Raw genomic sequence first — 17,786 nt, 5'->3', positions numbered from 1 at the left:
GATGATGTTATCCAACAGTGTGCAATCCAGCTGTGGCGGTGTTGATGACCGCCAGCTGGTGCTGTGGCAACAGCTGTTGGAGCGCCGTACCGGTGTTCGTGCAGACACCCTGGACAGTGACTGGCTGGTAAAACGCATTGTCACTCTGGTGTGCGAGCTGGGTATTGCAGAGCCTATGCAGTACTACCAGCAGCTGGCCAACCGGCCAGATAGCGACCCGGAATGGACGCGCTTTCTCGATACCATACTGGTACGAGATACGCGCTTTTTTCGCCACTGTGAATCCATGGATGCGGTGGCGACAATATGGCGTGATTTTCAGACTAACCGCTGCGGTCAATCGGGTATTGCCAAGCCCGGTGCCAGCAGCAGCTTTACCGCCTGGAGTGTGGGTTGTTCCAGCGGTGAAGAAACCTACTCCCTGGCGTTGGTTCTGGCCGACAACTGCTTCGATTCCCGTAACAGCTACGGTGTAATCGGTTTGGATATCAGTGCTCAGGCGGTTGCCCGAGCGCGGGGCGGTATCTACACTTCAACGCAGTTGATGGGCTTGAGCCAGCGTCAGAGAGACCACTATTTTGACAGTCGGCCCAGTGGCGATTGGATCGTGGGTGAGCAATTGCGGCGCCATACCTGCTTTGTGCGCGGTAACGTTCTGCAGTTGGCCGATAGCCCACAGCTTAAAGGGGCAGACCTGATTTACTGTCAGAACTTGTTGCCCTATTTTCGCCGCTGGCAGCGGCACCAGTTGGTGGCAAATCTGGTTGCCTGTTTAAAGCCGGGAGGCCACCTGATTGTTGGCCCTGGTGAGTTGGCCAGTTGGCAGCCACCGCATATGCAACGCGTACCTGCGCGGGCAGTACAAATTTATCGGCGCGGCGACCCGGCCTCAGAGCTGGGCGTCAGTGAGGAGCTTTGAGTGAATAGAGAAAACGGCAGTCTGCACAACCTGGAATGGCTGGTAGACGAAATTGAGGCGTCGTTAAAGCAGGCTTACGAGTCCCTGGATGCTTACCTTAAGGATCCCAGCGACGAGCCTCAAATCCGTTTTTGCCAGAGCAGTATCCACCAGGTGCACGGCACATTGAAGATTGCCGAATGTCACGGTGCCATACTGTTGGCAGAAGAAATGGAAGAGCTGGTCGGCGGTTTGCTGGAAAACCGTATCAGCAATGTTAATGAAGCCAGCGAGGTATTGGTTCAGGCCTCTCTGAAGTTGCCCCAATACATCCGTCAGGTAAGTAGTAGTGGCAGCGACCAACCCGCCACTCTGATTTCATTGATCAACGATCTGCGCGCGGTGCGTGGCAAGCCACTGCTGTCTGAAGGTTCACTGTTTTCCCCCCACATCGATCTCAGTGGCATCAACTCTGGGGTTCGCAGCAGCAGCCTGCCAGACAACGACGCTTTTGTGGAACTGGTGAAAAAACTGCGCCAGATGTACCAAGTGGCGTTACTGGGTTTGATTCGCGATGCCGACAGAGACAAAAATCTGGGCTATATCAACCGGGTGTTCACCCGCCTCAGCGAGCTTAGCAAGGGCACGGCCCAATACCAGTTGTGGCGAGTTGCGCTGGCGGTGCAGGAGGGCCTGAGCCACCACAGTATTTCCACCTCGTCGGCGGTGACTTCACTGTTGCGCGCCCTGGATCGGGAAATTCGTCAGTTGCAGCAGCACGGTGTCGCCTCCCTACAGAGGGAAGTGCCCCACGGCCTGCTGAAAAACCTGCTCTACTACGTGGCTTTCAGCAATGCCGATACAGTGCGTATTGCCGAAGTGACCGAGGCTTTTCGCCTTCGTGATGCCCTGCCGGCCGGTTCATTTGGCGATGGTGGTTCCCTGGCGCCGTCGTTTGACCCGGATGCGGTTCGCGCCATTGCCACCGCGTTATTGGAAGAGGTCAACAACGCCAAAGAATTGGTGACCCGTTATCAGTTGGAAGGCGGGCTGGACAACGCCATGATTGGCCAGCTTTGTGGTTGTTTCTCGCGGATGTCCGATTCCTTGGCGTTTGTGGGCCAGACCCAGTTATCCGAGCCGCTGGATGAACTCAAGCAGCAGATGGAAACGGTTCGCGAGAATGGCGAAAAAATGGAGGCCGAGCTGCTGGAAAAACTGGCCAATCACTTGGTGGATGTTGAGTCGGCGCTGGTGGCCTGGGGCAGCTCCGGTGGTGTATTGCACGACCCCGCTGAGCAGGCCAATACCGAGCTGTATCGCGCCCGCGAAGCCCTGCTTCGCGAAACCCGCAATGGCTTGGAAAAGGTCAAAGACAGCATCGTCGAATACATTTCCTCCCAGTGGGACAAGCACTTTCTGGAACACGCTCCGCAATTATTGACCGAGGTACGCGGGGCGCTGGAAATGATGTCCCTGGCACGGCCAGCCAAAGTGCTGGAAAAGTCTTGTCACTACATTCAAAACAACCTGCTTTCCGATACCGCGATTCCCGATTGGCGCACCCTGGATAGCCTCGCCGATGCCATTACCAGCATTGAGTACTACCTGGATGGTTGTGTGGATGTGTCTGGGGAAGACAGCGGTGAATCTGAATCCATATTGGTGATGGCGGAGAACAGTGCTGCCCTGCTGCACGGTGAAGAGCCCGCTGAGGAAAAACTTCAAGAGCTGACTTTAAACGACAGCAACCAGCTGTTGATTGAGGAGCCAGAATCGGCGGCCGGTGATGTCAATGAGGTGCTGATCGCTCAGGCTGCGGAACAAGCGGCTGAGGAAAGCGACAGCGATATCGACGAAGAAATTATCGACATCTTTGTGGAAGAAGCGGGCGAGGTGCTGGACGCCTTGCGCGAACAACTGCCTCAGTGGAGTGCCAACCCCTCTACGGGTGATGAATTGGGCGATATTCGCCGAGGTTTTCACACCCTCAAAGGCAGTGGTCGTATGGTGGAGGCCATGCGCATCGGTGAATTGGCCTGGTCCATTGAGTACATGCTCAATCGGGTCATGGATAATCTGATACCACTGAGCTCTGACATTCCCGTGTTGGTTAACCACGCGGTGAAGTTGCTGCCCACTATGGTGGCCAACTTCCAGCATCGCCAGGATGAAGAAAATACTGCTGAAATCGATTTGCTGATTGCCAACGCCAGTGCGGTTGCTCACTGCCAGGAAGCGGACTTGTCGGCCTTGCAAGCGCCTGCCGCAGAAGCGGATAAAGCTCCCCAAGACGCAATCGAGGAAGAGGCGCTTGAGCTTGATGAGCCAGGCGACTTTCAGCTGGATGATGTGGAAGGTGATGTCGAGCTGGTGGAAGAGGAGCCGGGCCATCAAGCGGGCAACGAGCTGTTGTCTATCTTTGTCAGCGAGACTCGCAAACACCTGGAAGACGTATCCCTGTTTCTCACCGAGATTCAACAGTTGGCACCGCACTACGGTTTGCCGACACCGGGCTTGCTGCGCGCCCTGCACACCCTCAAAGGCAGTGCATTTATGGCGGAAGTGGCAACGGTTTCGCGATTGGTTGAACCCCTGGAAAGCCTGGTGAAAGACCTTTACAACTTCCAGAAAGCGGTAGATTGGCCACTGGTTCAATTGCTTACCGACAGTACTGCGGCGCTTGAAAACAGCTTGCCCGCTCTGGAAGCGGGCGATCAGGACAGCCCGATAGAAGGCTCAGCGGAGCTGTTACAACGCATCGAAGAATCCCGTCAGCGCCTGTTGCCGATGCTGCAAACTGAGGACGAGACTGCCGCTGATGACGCGGAAGAGTCCATAGAAAGTGAGTTTGCGGCGGCTATGGAGCTGGACGAAGATAGCTTTGATGCCGCCACTGATGACGAGACAGCCAGTGAGCAGGCACAGCAAGAGTTTGCTGAGCACCTGCGCCCACTGATTGCGCTGATGACCGATGGACTCCATCAACTTATGGAGGCGGAGGATACTTTTGCCGAGTGGCGTGACAGCGGTGAACAACCGCCGTTGGAACAGTTGGTTGCTGAATACGATGAGTTGGGTCGTGCCGCTGACAAGGCGGGAGAGCAGCCACTGACCCAGTTGTCCGCAAAACTGGCAGATACCCTTCAGGTTGCTGAACTGTCTGCGGTTGACAAGCCCCAGCCGGCTACCGAGGTGCTGATAGCCGCGCACGAAAATTTGTTTGCCATGATTGATGCACTGGCTGCTGGACAGCAGATGCCTGATGCAGAAGCCCATGTCGAGGCGCTCGACGCTCTTGCCAACCAATGGCATCAACAAACGGCGGAGCCGGAGCCAGAACCTCAAGTGGTGTCTGAACTGCTGGAGCCCACTGTTGAGGAAGACGGGCAGGACGTTGAAGAAGCTGCTTTGACCGATAGCCTGGATAACGAGGACTTGTCAGAGCCTGAGCTGGCCGCTGAAGAGCCCGTTGCAGAGCAGCTTGAACAGCGGATTGAAGAGCCGGCTCAGGATGAAGCCGAGCCCGAAGACATTGAACAGCCTGTGGCGGAGGAAGAGCCACAGCTGGAAGAAGAGTCTCAACCGGAAGAAGAGCCTCAGCCGGAACCTGAGCCACAGGCGCTGCCGGAAACTCCGGTACCCTTTATTCCGCCGGTTGCTGCTACTGACAGCGATGATGACCAGTTCGATCTGGAAGTACTGGTTATCTTTATGGAAGAAACTGGCGAGTTGCTGGAGACCATCGACAACTCGGTGTACAGCTGGCGGGAAGAGCCCCAGGTCAACACCTGGCCAGACGAAATCAAGCGGGCACTGCACACCTTCAAAGGCGGCGCTCGTATGGCGGCCCAGGATGAGCTGGGCGACCTGAGCCATAACTTTGAAAGCTGGTTGATTGAATCCCAACACCGGGCTGGTAAAGACGATGCTTTCTTCGGTGAAGTGCAACAGCATCTGGATCAACTGCATCAATCGGTTCGCCAGCTGGCCAGCTCCATTGGCGGCCAACCTGAAGTGGTTGCTGAGGAAACCAAAGACAGCGATAGCAAACCAGCAGTAGCTGCTGATCTCGGCAACAGTGTGTTGCCACAACTGCTGGCGAATGCTGATATTCAGGCGCCGGAAGAAATGGTCAAGGTGAGCGCCGGGTTGCTGGATAACCTGGTGAATCTGGCCGGTGAAACCAGTATTTCCCGAGGTCGTGTTGAACAGCAAATCAGCTCTTTTGGTTTTGCCCTGGACGAAATGAATACCACCATTCGCCGCTTGCAGGATCAGGTGAGGCGCCTTGGTATTGAAACCGAAGCCCAAGTTATCTTCCGCCGCGAGCAGATCGAATCGGCGGGCAGTGAGGAAGAATTTGACCCACTGGAAATGGACCGTTACTCCAAGCTCCAGCAATTGTCGCGCTCACTCATGGAGTCGGCGTCAGACCTTTTGGATTTGAAAACCACCTTGGGTCACAACGCCAAAGAAACCGAAAACCTGCTGGTGCAACAAGGGCGTATCAATACCGACTTGCAGGAAGGCCTGATGCGCTCGCGGATGGTACCGTTCAGTCGCCTGGTACCGCGCCTGCGCCGCATTGTGCGCCAAGTGAGCGCCGAACTGGATAAGCGCGTCGAGTTGCAACTGCTCAACGTGGAAGGCGAAATGGACCGCTCGGTGCTGGAAAAAATGCTGCCCGCACTTGACCATATGCTGCGCAACGCCATTGACCACGGCATTGAGAGTGGCGACCAGCGGACTGCCTCGGGCAAGTCGGAGCAGGGTTCCATCAGCATCGACCTGTCTCGCGAGGGTGGCGATATCCTGATCAAGCTGGCGGACGATGGTCGCGGTCTCAACATCGACAAGATTCGTGCCCAGGCGATCAAGCAGGGCATGATGGCCCACGAGTCCAATCTCAGCGACCATGAAGTGGTGCAGTTTATTCTTGAGCCCGGTTTTTCCACTTCGGAAACCGTTTCTCATATCTCTGGCCGCGGTGTCGGCCTGGATGTGGTGAATGCAGAAGTGCGCCAGCTGGGCGGCGCTGTGGCGATTCGCTCTCAGGAAGGGCAGGGCACGGAGTTTCAGGTGCGACTGCCGTTTACGGTGTCCATCAACCGCGCTTTGATGATTGAAATTGGCGAAGACAGCTACGCGCTGCCACTGACTTCCATCGATGGTGTGGTCAGGCTGTCACCTCAACAGCTGGAAAACTACTACAACAATCCTCAGCTGCGTTATGAATACGGCGGCTCTGAATACAGCATTCGCCACCTGGGTTCGCTGTTGCAAGAAGGTACACCACCGCGAATCAGCTCCGATGAGCCCTCCATCCCGTTGGTGCTGGTGCGTTCTGAGCAGCAATCCTACGCGGTGCAGGTAGACCGCCTGGTGGGCAGCAGCGAGATTGTGGTGAAAACCCTGGGCCCTCAATTCAGTACCGTGCCGGGCCTGTCTGGTGCCACTGTATTGGGGGATGGCCGAGTGGTGGTGATCCTCGATCTGCTGGCACTGCTGCGCACCCAAAAGTCGTCGGCTATTGCCAAAGTGCAGTGGGTAGAAGACGCGGATGCCGCCGCCGCCAAGTCCAATGTGCCGATGGTCATGGTAGTGGACGATTCGGTAACCGTGCGCAAAGTCACCAGCCGCTTCCTGGAGCGGGAAGGGTTCAATGTGCTCACCGCCAAAGACGGTGCCGATGCCATGCTGCTGCTGCGTGAACACGACCCGGATGTGATGTTGCTGGATATTGAAATGCCGCGCATGGACGGCTTTGAAGTGGCCAGCCGGGTGCGCTCCATGGGCCGCTTTGCCGACTTGCCGATCATTATGATTACCTCGCGCACCGGTGATAAACACCGGGAGCGGGCACTCTCACTCGGGGTGAACCATTACCTTGGCAAACCCTATCGGGAGGAAGACCTCAGGGATGCCATTGATGAACTGCTGGCAGTCACAGCAGAAGAGTCGTAACACCGGTACAGAGATATGAGTATGAATCAATTGGTAAATGCCCCTCAGCAACTGGCTTCGTTTGTGGACAGCCTGCTGATTCCCATTGTCGGCACCACCTTGCTGTTGCCTGTGTCTGCGGTGTCGGAAGTGCTGGACGATATTCAACTGCAAACCGAAGACAACCTGCCGGGCTGGCTTTACGGAACCGCCGTTTGGCGGGAACATCAGCTGCCGGTGATCTGCTATGAAGCTCTGGTTGGCGCTGAAAAACCTGCCATTGGCGAGCAAAGCCGCCTGGCGGTGCTGAAAGCGGCAGACGAGAATAGCCCATTCGAGTTTTATGGCCTGGTGACCCAGGGTTACCCGCGCAGTGCCCGGGTAACCCCCACCAGTGACTTTCGCGCTCAGGGGAATCAGTCGGATGAAAGCGGTGTGCTGATGTATGCGACCCTGGACGATCAAGCGGTAATCATGCCGGATTTGGCGGATATGGAGCGGCGCCTGCAACAGCGCTAGACAACCTCTATTAAACCGCCACATACTGGGGTTATCTGCGGATAACCCCAGTTTTGTTTTATGGCGACCAGCGTATTTGATATTTTCAAAATTGGCATCGGCCCCTCCAGCTCTCATACCGTGGGCCCGATGAGGGCGGCTGCCATTTTCGCCTCGGGTTTGGCGAAAAAGGGTTTGCTGGATCAGGTGAGTCGGGTACAAGCAGAGCTCTATGGGTCGCTTGGTGCCACTGGCAAAGGGCACGGTTCCCACAAAGCGGTGATTCTCGGTTTACAGGGCGAGAGCCCTGAATCCGTAAATGTGGATGCCATTGCCAACCGTGTTGCTGAAGTAAAGGAGCAACAGTGTATTAACCTGTTGGGCCAAAAATCGGTGCCTTTCACAGAAGACACTGACCTGATACTCCACCGCCGCAAATCCCTTCCCTACCACGCCAATGGCATGTCGTTTACGGCCTATGATAACCACCAGCAAGTGCTGGAGACGCGGATTTATTACTCCGTTGGTGGCGGCTTTGTGGTGGATGAAACGGCGGCGGGCGAAGGTCGCATTATTGAAGATAACACTGCGCTGCCTTACCCCTTCACTACTGCGGCAGAACTGCTGCAACTGACTTCGGATACTGGCTTCTCCATCAGTAAATTGATGTTGGAAAATGAGCAATCCTGGCGCAGTGAAACACAAATACACGCTGAGCTGATGCAAATATGGCAGGTGATGGATGGCTGTATTGAGCGTGGCTTCCGCACCGAAGGGATTCTGCCTGGTGGCTTGAAAGTAAAACGTCGAGCGCCCCTGTTACACCGCCAACTTACTGGCCAAAGCAGCACTATGAATACCGATGCCATGGTCACCATGGACTGGGTCAGTCTGTTTGCGCTGGCGGTGAATGAAGAAAATGCCGGTGGCGGTCGGGTAGTAACGGCTCCCACCAACGGTGCTGCGGGCATTATTCCGGCGGTATTGCGCTACTTCCTGCAATTTTGTGGCACTGGCAATGACGATATGGTGGTTAAGTTCCTGCTGACCGCAGCGGCTATCGGTATTCTCTACAAGGAAAATGCTTCCATCAGTGGTGCCGAAGTCGGCTGCCAGGGTGAGGTGGGTTCAGCCTGTTCCATGGCTGCCGGTGCGCTCACCGAAGTATTGGGCGGCACACCAGAGCAAGTGGAAAACGCCGCTGAAATTGCCATGGAGCACAACCTCGGCCTCACCTGCGACCCCATTGGTGGTTTGGTTCAAGTGCCCTGTATTGAACGCAATGCCATGGCTGCCATTAAGGCCATTAGTGCGTCGCGTATGGCCCTGCGCGGTGATGGCAAGCACTTTGTGTCTTTGGATAAAGTGATCAAAACTATGCGCGACACCGGCCGTGATATGCAGGATAAATACAAAGAAACCGCCCGCGGTGGTCTGGCGGTGAATGTGATTGAAGTGCCGGTAAATATTATTGAGTGCTAACAGCTGCTAAGTATCTTCAAAAGTAACTGTGCCCTGTCGCTGGCGATTCACCGTTAGCTGAGTAACGTCGGGCCGTGAGTAGTGTCCCGCTGGATCAAAGTTCTGCCGTTCTTCCAGTACCCGGTTGTGATCGATAGTCGCCAGGTATACCCCTTCGCCGCCCACTTGTGGTTCGATCACCCAGCTGCCATCCGGAGCTGCGAGGCAGGATCCGCCATTGGCTAGTAACTGGGTGTCGCTACCGGCAATCTCGTCACGGTAGGGTGTTTCTTCCGGTAAATCCTGAAGCCGCATCAAGCTGGAGGCAGAGAGTACAAATGAACGCCCCTCCTGGGCAATAAACCGGGTGATGTCTCGGGTGTTGTGATCCCCGCCGGGCCATATGGCCACATGCAGATTTTCGCCCTGCGCGTAGAGCGACGCCCGCGGCAGTGGCATCCAGTTTTCCCAGCAATTCAGCGCACCCAGAGTAAATGGCCCCAGTGGATAGGTTTGCAGGCCGTGCCCATCTCCGGGCGACCATGTCAGGCGTTCCTCGTAGGTAGGCATCAGTTTGCGGTGAACATTCTTTACCGTTCCATTCGAATCGATGTATACCAGTGAGCAATAAAGGCTGTGGCTACCACGATCCCTTGGGCGTTCGGCCACCCCCAGCACTACGGCGATGCTTTTTTGTTGGGCCAGTGTGCAAACTGGTTCAAGGTGCCCTGCGTCGATATCCACCGCCTGACGCAGGTAGTGGGCGTGAATGTGCTTTTGTCTGGCTGAATTGAACTCCGCCCCGCCGGTTCGCTCCAGCCAAAATGGGTAACCAGGTAGCAACGCTTCGCCAAAGGCAATGAGCTGAGCACCTTTGTCAGCGGCTTCGCTGATGGCAGCCAGAATCTTGTCGATGGTCCTATCGCGATCGAGCCATACAGGGGCAATTTGCCCCAGTGCCACGGTCAGTTCATTGCTTTGGGTCACGGCATTTTCTCCAGTGCTTACGGCGATGGGCGGCCCTCGCTGCGCAAGTGCTCCAGCAACTTTGAGCGCAGTGCTTTAGGGAGCTTCTTCAGGGTCAGTACGTCGTTTTCGTGGTCGTATTCTACGCTGTTGCCAATGCAGTCGGCGTTAAAGCTGATGCTCATTTCCGGGTCGCGGCCGCTGAGGCGGATGTACTGTTTTAAACGGCCCCGGTGGGGGATCAGTTCTTTTTTGGGTGCTTGCTCTTTGGCTCGCTCTTCGAAACCTTTTTGTTCTTCATAGCGCTTTTCCAGGTAGTCGGCGAACTCCCTTGGCTTGTCTTCATTGAGCTCGCGGGACAGTTTGTCAAACACCACGGGCTCGGCGTTGCGGTCTTGCTCAATGCAGTAATCCACAACCTTGTGGCGGGTTTCCTGAGCCTGTTCGTCGGGCAGGGTTTTGCTGTAGCTGTCCACCGCATCGAGGAATTGCCCGGTATCCGCGTAGAGGTCGATCTGTGGGTCGTCAAAACCGAGGGTGTTGAAAAACGCATCGGTCAGCGGCTTGTCGCCACGCAACCTCAGCAGCGACAGGTAATTGCTGCCGCCGTTTTGCCACTCTTCCAGATTAACGCGCGCCCCTAACATCAAGCTGCCAATGTTCCAGGTGCTCTGTATGGATAGCTCATTGTCGATATACAGCACTTCGTCGTGATCGACCATAAACAGGTACAGGTAGTCTGCATCCGCCAGATTTTCATGGCACATCAGCAAATGGGCGTCGACGCCGGCGTCGCAGCTGTCCAGCTGGCTGGCAAACTGTTTTGCCGCTTGGTGGGAGAAACTGGCAAAACCCAGGCCACCTTCACAATAGTTTTTTAACAGGCCGGAGAAGGGAAAATTGCCGATATCTGCGCTGAACAGGCCCCAGGTTTTTCCCGCACGATTGCAGTAGGTGCGCTTTAACTCTCGCAGCAACTCTTCCAGTTTACCGTCCAGTGGCAGCTCATCGCTGCGCTGTTGGCAGCGCGCGTTGCTACCCGGGGTGCGCTCAAGGCGGTGGGCAATAGCGTGGGATATGGCCATCGAATGCGGTGTTCTTGTCAATTGAAGAACGCAAAAGTATACCGTTCACAACCGCTGCACAGAATCCTCGATTGCCACTATTCCAGCAATTCTGTACGCGGGTGAAATGCGTACCACGCGAACCAGTAGAGTCGGGTAATGGCGACTGGCTGCTGGGTATCCTGGTTGATGGCGCTGACAAAACCGTCATCGTCCCGCTTGAAGCGCACTACATAGCCACCGACTGCGCGATCGAAATTGGGTTTGTGCTGCAGGTAGCGATCAGTAACGGCGAAGGACTTACCGTCAATTTCCACCCCGTAAACCAGTTGTTTGGGGTTACGGCGAGCGTCTTTCAGGCTGACGGGAAAATAGAGTAGATTGGTGTTGGCGTAATTGTCGTAATGGGAGCGACCATTACTGCGCTGCAAATGGGTACGGTCGCGGCTGTCTGGCTGCAACACACGGGCTCGGGGGTAGCGTGCTTTCACATCTTGCCAGCGCAGGGTTTGGGTGGGTACCCGCTGCAAGCGCTCACCGGATTTGGGGCCGGTGATGGCTTCCCCGGTAATTTGCCCCCACAGGTGCCTGGTGCGCCGGTCGTAAAGCACCAGATCGCTGTTGTGAAGCAAACCGGATACGCCAAACTCGCTCACCAGTCCACCCACTTCTGCAATAAATGCCACCCCGGATGCGCACAGTGGGCAGTAACTGGCAACGATGGGGGTGCGCCCAAAGCGGTCATTGACCACCTGGCGTCCTTCAAGAATTTTATGGGGGTAGGCGTGAGTCATTCGGTTGTGGGTGACTACCAGCAGCAGGTCATCGTCATCCAGGTAATCGGTGTTCAGGGTGTTGTCGAACTTGGGGGTGTCGATGGAGGGCAGGCAGTCGCGCTTGGGGCAGCCGGCCACCAGCTCACGAATATCAATAATACTGGGAGTGCCAAAGTCGTACTGGAAGGTATCGGTAAGGATGGTCGGCAGCTGCTGGTTGGGGTTGGGTGGGGGTGCTTGCTGTGCCCAGGTGGATGTGGCGGCCCACAACGCCGCCGCAAAAACAATGACTTTCATGGTGGTGGTCAGTATTCGTGAACAGGTGGGTTATGGTGCCATAGGCGATGACCGCTGTACTGTAAAAGCGCGCACCTTTACATGGTTTTGCAATTGCGGGGGGTGATCAATTGCCATAGCCCCAACTGGTTGTCTCGTGTACAATCTGCGCTCATTTTTTCCCGTCCTCCTATCTGCATATAGTTACCCTGTGGAGCTGCAATGTTCGACAATGATTTGACCCTCGCCCAATTTGACCCAGAAGTGTTCGCTGCCATCGAAAAAGAAGAGGTGCGCCAGGAAGAACACATCGAGTTGATTGCCTCGGAAAACTACACCAGCCCGGCGGTTATGGCTGCTCAGGGCACCAAGCTGACCAACAAATACGCTGAGGGTTACCCTCACAAGCGCTATTACGGTGGCTGCGATTACGTGGATATCACCGAAGATCTGGCCATTCAGCGGGTGAAAGAACTCTACGGTGCGGAATTTGCCAACGTACAACCGCACTCCGGCTCCCAGGCCAACTCAGCGGTTTACCAGGCACTGTGTGTACCCGGTGATACCGTTCTGGGTATGAGCCTGGCAGAAGGCGGCCACTTGACCCACGGTGCCAAGCCCAATTTCTCCGGCAAAATGTACAACGCGGTACAGTATGGTCTGGTAGCGGAAACCGGTGAGCTGGACTACGACCAGGTAGAAGCCTTGGCGCTGGAGCACAAACCCAAGATGATTGTGGCGGGCTTTTCCGCTTACTCCCGTGTCGTGGATTGGGCGCGTTTCCGGGAAATCGCCAACAAAGTGGGCGCTTACCTGTTGGTAGACATGGCTCATGTTGCTGGTCTGGTTGCGGCGGGTGTTTACCCCAGCCCCATGCCTTACGCGGATGTGGTCACCTCCACCACTCACAAAACCCTGCGTGGGCCTCGCGGTGGCATTATCCTCAGCAACAGCGAAGACGTAGCCAAGAAAATCAATTCAGCGGTATTCCCCGGCGGCCAGGGTGGCCCGTTGTGTCATGTGATTGCTGCAAAAGCGGTGGCCTTTAAAGAAGCACTGTCTGACGACTTTAAGGTTTATCAGCAACAAGTGGTGGATAACGCTCGGGTGATGGCCAAGGTATTCTTGGCTCGCGGTATCGACATTATCTCCGGTGGTACCGACAACCACCTGCTGTTGGTGAGCCTGATCGGCAAAGAGTACACCGGTAAGGACGCAGAGGAAGCACTGGGTGCCGCCTTTATCACCGTGAACAAAAATGCGGTTCCCAATGACCCCCGTTCTCCTTTTATTACCTCTGGCCTGCGTGTTGGCACTCCGGCAATTACCACTCGCGGTTTTGGCGAAGCGGAAACCGAGAAAATGACCAACTGGATCTGCGACATTCTCGAGTCCCTGGAAAACGGCACCTCCGAGCAGGTGGTTCCCCAGGTGAAGCAGCAAGTATTGGCGTTGTGCGCGGACTTCCCGGTATACGGTAAATAACCAGCAACCTTTCCAGCGTGGGGTGGCTTCTCTGAACCCATCCCCACAGGAGCGCCTATGCACTGTCCTTTTTGCGGCAAAGACGAAACCAAGGTGATTGATTCACGCCTGGTGGCTGAAGGCGGCCAGGTGCGTCGTCGCCGTGAATGTCTCTCCTGCAAAGAGCGCTTTACCACCTACGAGCTGGCGGAATTGCTGATGCCCCGGGTGATTAAAAGTGACAACAGCCGGGAGCCCTTTAATGATGACAAGCTCAGGGCTGGCCTGTTGCGCGCACTGGAAAAACGGCCGGTGAGCATGGAGCAAATCGAAGCCGCCATTTCCCACATCAAGCACGCATTGCAGGCCGCTGGCGAACGGGAGGTACCCAGCCGTGTGGTGGGCGAACACGTGATGGAGCAATTGCGTCAGCTGGATGAAGTCGCCTATGTGCGCTTTGCCTCGGTGTACCGCAGCTTTCAGGACCTCAACGAGTTTCGCGCCGAGCTGGACAAGCTGGAAGGTAGTGACCGCTCCTGATTTATGGCCAGCCAACCCAATCAAGCTTCAAGCCACGATCGTCGCCGTATGGCCCAGGCCATACAATTGGCGCGGCGAGGTCTTTACACCACGTCCCCTAATCCTCGTGTCGGCTGCCTGATCGAACAGGACGGTGAGCTGATTGGGGAGGGCTGGCACCAATGGGCGGGGCAAGGTCACGCCGAAGTGAATGCGCTGGCAGATGCCGCTGGCAATAGCGCTGCCGTCAACGGCGCGACCGTGTATGTCACCTTGGAGCCCTGCAGTCACAGTGGGCGCACAGCCCCCTGTGCCGACGCGCTGATTGATGCCCAGGTGGCCAGGGTGGTTTACGGCATGGAAGACCCTAACCCCAGTGTGGCTGGGCGAGGGTTGCAGCGGTTGCGGGACGCGGGGATTGATGTTGTCGGGCCGCTTTTGGAGCAGCAGGCGCAGCAACTCAACCCGGGTTTTTGCAAACGCATGAGTCAGCAGTTGCCATGGGTCACCGTGAAAATGGCGTCCAGTCTCGATGGCCGTACCGCCATGGCCAGTGGTGAGAGCCAGTGGATTACCGGTGCAGCAGCCAGGGCGGACGTGCAAAAGCTGCGTGCCCGCAGCTGTGCTGTTGTGACCGGTATCGGCACCGTGCTGCATGATGATCCGCAAATGACCGTAAGGGCAGTGGAACTGGGTGCACAATGCCATGGCCAGCCGCTGATTCGCCAGCCACTAAAAGTTGTGGTCGATAGCCAGGGGCAGCTTCCTGGTGCTGCGAATATTCGCCAACAACCGGGTGAATTATTGGCAGTCACCGCGGGCCCTCAGGTCGATGGTGTAGAAACACGGGTAATGCTCGGTGCCAATGGCCAGGTGGATTTGTTGGCATTATTGCAGGAGCTGGCCAAACGGCAATGCAATGAGGTGCTGGTCGAAGCCGGTGCCGAGCTGGCAGGGGCATTTGTGGCGGCAGGTTTGGTGGACCAGTTGGTGGTTTATCAAGCCCCTTGTTTGCTGGGCAGTGGTGCTCGGCCGTTACTGAGTTTGCCGATTGAAAAGATGGATCAACAGCACAAGCTGGATATTCAGGATGTTCGTATGATTGGCGAAGATATGCGCATTACCGCGCTTCTTCGCCGTTAATAGCCATACATAGGGTTTTAGCGATCAATGTTTACTGGAATTATCGAAGCGGTTGGTGAAATTGTTTCTGTGGAACAGCGCGGCGGCGACGTGCGCCTGCGGGTGAATACCAACCAACTGGATTTGGGCGATGTGTCACTGGGTGACAGCATTGCCACCAATGGTGTGTGCCTGACGGTGATTGAGCTGCCTGGGGATGGCTATGTGGCCGACGTGTCTGTGGAGACCTTGAATCTCACTACTGTGGGTGAGTGGCAGCCCGGCAGCCCGGTGAATTTGGAAAAAGCCTTAACCCCGCAAACGCGATTGGGCGGCCATATGGTCAGCGGTCACGTGGACGGTTTGGGAGAGGTGGTGAGCCGTCATCCAGACGCCCGCTCCGAGCGCTTTGTGCTGCGTGCGCCCACAGAGCTGGCCAAGTACATCGCCCACAAAGGCTCGGTGACGGTGGACGGCACCAGCCTCACGGTTAATGCGGTCAATGGCTGTGACTTCGAGCTCAACATCGTCCCGCATACGCTGGAAAAAACCGTTATGGACAGTTACCAGCCAGGCACCCGGGTTAATCTGGAGGTGGATCTGATTGCCCGTTATCTGGAGCGCCTGTTGCTGGGCGACCAGGCCGCAGAGAAAATCCGTTAAGGGGCTTGCCACATGGCACTGAATACCACTGAAGAACTGATCGACGATATTCGCCAGGGCAAAATGGTGATCCTGATGGATGATGAAGATCGCGAGAACGAAGGTGATCTGGTGATGGCCGCTTCCCAGGTGCGCCCGGAAGACATCAACTTTATGGCCACCGAAGGCCGCGGTTTGGTGTGTATGCCCATGAGCCGTGAGCGCTGTCAGCAGCTCAACCTGCCGTTGATGGTGGGTAATGCCGGTGGCCGCTTTGGCACCAACTTTACGCTTTCCATTGAGGCGGCAGAAGGGGTCACCACTGGTATCTCTGCGGCGGATCGCGCCCGCACCGTACAGGCGGCGGTAGCGCCCAGTGCCTCCTCGGTAGACATCGTGCAGCCGGGGCATATCTTCCCGATTATGGCGCAGCCTGGTGGCGTGTTGAGCCGTGCCGGCCACACTGAAGCCAGCTGTGACTTGGCGCGCCTGGCGGGTTACGAATCGGCGGCGGTGATTGTCGAGATTATGAACGAAGACGGCACCATGGCACGGCGCCCGGATCTGGAAGTGTTTGCCAAAAAGCACAACCTGAAAATAGGCACTATTGCCGACCTGATTCACCACCGCATTGCCACCGAAAAAACCGTCGAATGCATTGCCTCACGTTCTGTGGATACCGACTACGGCGGGTTTCAGCTGCACACCTTTTTGGATGTGGCCCGTGGTGAAAAACATTTTGCCTTTGTGATGGGAGAGCTGGCCGGCGAGCCGCCACTGGTTCGGGTGCATGTGGGCAGTGCACTGAAAGATGTATTTACCCTGCGCAAGCCCAATAGCCCTCACTCCAGCTGGACTTTCCCCAAAGCCATGCAGACCGTTGCCAGCGAGGGTCGTGGTGTGGTGGTATTGCTGTGCCACGAAGAAACCGCAGACGATATCGAGAGCCAGCTGCAACATGTTTTTGATGAGGCGCCCGCCAACACCACCAAGGCGCCCATGGTGTATCAGCAAGTAGGCACTGGCTCGCAGATTTTGCGCGAATTGGGTGTCAGCCAAATGCGCCTGTTGAGTGCACCGTTTAAATTCCCAGCGCTGTCCGGCTTCGACCTGGAAGTGGTGGAAATGATTGATTGTCCATAAGCCATAGAGCCATAGGAAAGTAACGATGAGCGAATATCGTCCTGACGAAGGCAGTTTTGAGGTGGGCGAAGCCCGTATCGCAGTGGTGGTTGCGCGCTGGAACGGAGAGATTACAGAAGGCTTGCTCAATGGTGCCCGTCGGGCACTGGCTCGCCACGGTTTCGACGAGAGCAACTTGTCGGTGTGTCGGGTGCCCGGGGCTTTTGAGCTGCCCCTGGCCACCCAGAAAGTGTTGCAAACCAATCGTTTCGATGCGGTGCTCTCCCTGGGCTGCGTGATTCGCGGTGATACCCCGCACTTTGACTATGTGTGCAGCGAAACCACTCGCGGGCTCGGCCAAGTGGCACTGGATCAAGGCAAAGTCGTGGCCTTTGGTTTGCTGACCACAGACACTTTGGAGCAAGCGCAGCTGCGCTCGGCGGATAATGAAGAAAACAAAGGTGAAGAAGCGGCGCTGACGGCCCTGGAAATGCTGACCCTTTTCCGCAATCTATAACCCATACCCAATTCAGCCGTTGCTACTGTGTGCACTCAGTGGCTGGCACGATAAACGAGAGATATTGAAAACGTGAGCACACCATCACAGCGCAAAAAAGCCCGCCACCTGCTGGTGCAGGCACTTTACCAGTGGCATATGAGCGGTGCCTCGCTGGTAGACATCGATGCTGAATTCCATACCGATAACGACATGAAGCGCCTCGATGGCGACTATTTTCGCGAAATATTGCATGGGGTTCCCAAGCACATCGATACCATTGAAGCGGCTTACCTGCCGCACCTGGATCGCGCTATTGACGAACTCGACCCCGTTGCCCGGGCGGTACTGGAGCTGAGCTGCTACGAGATGCTGTATCGCATTGATGTGCCCTACAAAGTGGTGATTAACGAAGCGGTGTCACTGGCGAAAAAATTCGGCGCTACCGACTCGTACAAATACATCAACGGTGTGATGGACAAAGTGGCGGCTGACAAGCGCGCTGTGGAAGTCAGTGCAGCGCGTTCCTGATTCTC

General features: G+C 56.1%; 14 protein-coding genes. 11 read left to right on the top strand and 3 right to left on the bottom strand.

Annotation, left to right across the window (positions count from 1 at the left end):
- Position 1: 1 nt before the first annotated feature.
- From KFE80_08130 to KFE80_08115, 4 genes are read left to right on the top strand one after another with little or no spacing between them, the layout of a single operon-like run.
- Positions 2-919: a protein-glutamate O-methyltransferase CheR gene (locus tag KFE80_08130; GenBank protein UTW44367.1), complete on the top strand. Its 918-nt coding sequence runs from the start codon at positions 2-4 to the stop codon at positions 917-919.
- Positions 920-6,865: an Hpt domain-containing protein gene (locus tag KFE80_08125; GenBank protein UTW44366.1), complete on the top strand. Its 5,946-nt coding sequence runs from the start codon at positions 920-922 to the stop codon at positions 6,863-6,865.
- A gap of 21 nt (positions 6,866-6,886) precedes the next feature.
- Positions 6,887-7,363 carry a chemotaxis protein CheW gene (locus KFE80_08120; protein ID UTW44365.1) on the top strand — a complete coding sequence of 159 codons (477 nt, stop codon included), beginning with the start codon at positions 6,887-6,889 and terminating at the stop codon, positions 7,361-7,363.
- A gap of 60 nt (positions 7,364-7,423) precedes the next feature.
- A complete protein-coding gene (locus KFE80_08115) occupies positions 7,424-8,824 on the top strand; it encodes an L-serine ammonia-lyase (protein ID UTW44364.1) in 1,401 nt (466 codons plus the stop codon).
- 6 nt (positions 8,825-8,830) lie between these two features.
- Here KFE80_08115 and KFE80_08110 read toward each other — a convergent pair whose 3' ends face one another.
- The 3 genes from KFE80_08110 to KFE80_08100 all read right to left on the bottom strand — a co-directional run bounded on the left by KFE80_08110 (position 8,831) and on the right by KFE80_08100 (position 11,906).
- Positions 8,831-9,790, bottom strand: coding sequence for a carbon-nitrogen hydrolase family protein (locus tag KFE80_08110; protein UTW44363.1), 960 nt, complete (start codon positions 9,788-9,790; stop codon positions 8,831-8,833).
- A gap of 17 nt (positions 9,791-9,807) precedes the next feature.
- The gene (locus tag KFE80_08105) at positions 9,808-10,854 is read right to left on the bottom strand and encodes a nucleoid-associated protein (protein UTW44362.1); all 1,047 of its coding nucleotides are present in this window, start codon (positions 10,852-10,854) and stop codon (positions 9,808-9,810) included.
- A 77-nt stretch (positions 10,855-10,931) separates the two neighbouring features.
- Positions 10,932-11,906, bottom strand: coding sequence for a DUF3179 domain-containing protein (locus KFE80_08100; GenBank protein ID UTW44361.1), 975 nt, complete (start codon positions 11,904-11,906; stop codon positions 10,932-10,934).
- A gap of 201 nt (positions 11,907-12,107) precedes the next feature.
- Between KFE80_08100 and KFE80_08095 the strand changes: the two genes are divergently transcribed.
- The 7 genes from KFE80_08095 (at position 12,108) to nusB (ending at position 17,781) form a co-directional block, all read left to right on the top strand.
- Positions 12,108-13,370 carry a serine hydroxymethyltransferase gene (locus KFE80_08095; protein ID UTW44360.1) on the top strand — a complete coding sequence of 421 codons (1,263 nt, stop codon included), beginning with the start codon at positions 12,108-12,110 and terminating at the stop codon, positions 13,368-13,370.
- 57 nt (positions 13,371-13,427) lie between these two features.
- Positions 13,428-13,889: a transcriptional regulator NrdR gene (gene nrdR, locus KFE80_08090; GenBank protein UTW44359.1), complete on the top strand. Its 462-nt coding sequence runs from the start codon at positions 13,428-13,430 to the stop codon at positions 13,887-13,889.
- Between the two features lie 48 nt (positions 13,890-13,937).
- Positions 13,938-15,011, top strand: coding sequence for a bifunctional diaminohydroxyphosphoribosylaminopyrimidine deaminase/5-amino-6-(5-phosphoribosylamino)uracil reductase RibD (ribD, locus tag KFE80_08085; protein ID UTW46674.1), 1,074 nt, complete (start codon positions 13,938-13,940; stop codon positions 15,009-15,011).
- A 27-nt stretch (positions 15,012-15,038) separates the two neighbouring features.
- On the top strand, positions 15,039-15,653 hold the full coding sequence (locus KFE80_08080) for a riboflavin synthase (protein ID UTW44358.1): 615 nt from the start codon (positions 15,039-15,041) through the stop codon (positions 15,651-15,653).
- 12 nt (positions 15,654-15,665) lie between these two features.
- Entirely contained in the window at positions 15,666-16,775 is a 1,110-nt protein-coding gene (ribB, locus tag KFE80_08075) for a 3,4-dihydroxy-2-butanone-4-phosphate synthase (protein UTW44357.1), read from the top strand.
- Positions 16,776-16,800: 25 nt separating this feature from the next.
- Positions 16,801-17,271, top strand: coding sequence for a 6,7-dimethyl-8-ribityllumazine synthase (locus KFE80_08070; protein ID UTW44356.1), 471 nt, complete (start codon positions 16,801-16,803; stop codon positions 17,269-17,271).
- 72 nt (positions 17,272-17,343) lie between these two features.
- A complete protein-coding gene (gene nusB / locus KFE80_08065; GenBank protein ID UTW44355.1) occupies positions 17,344-17,781 on the top strand; it encodes a transcription antitermination factor NusB in 438 nt (145 codons plus the stop codon).
- Positions 17,782-17,786: the final 5 nt, after the last annotated feature.

This window comes from bacterium SCSIO 12696 (assembly GCA_024397955.1).
Classification (GTDB): domain Bacteria; phylum Pseudomonadota; class Gammaproteobacteria; order Pseudomonadales; family Porticoccaceae; genus SCSIO-12696.
The sequence above is the reverse complement of the archived record's forward strand: the minus strand, read 5'-3'. Positions and strand labels throughout refer to the sequence as shown.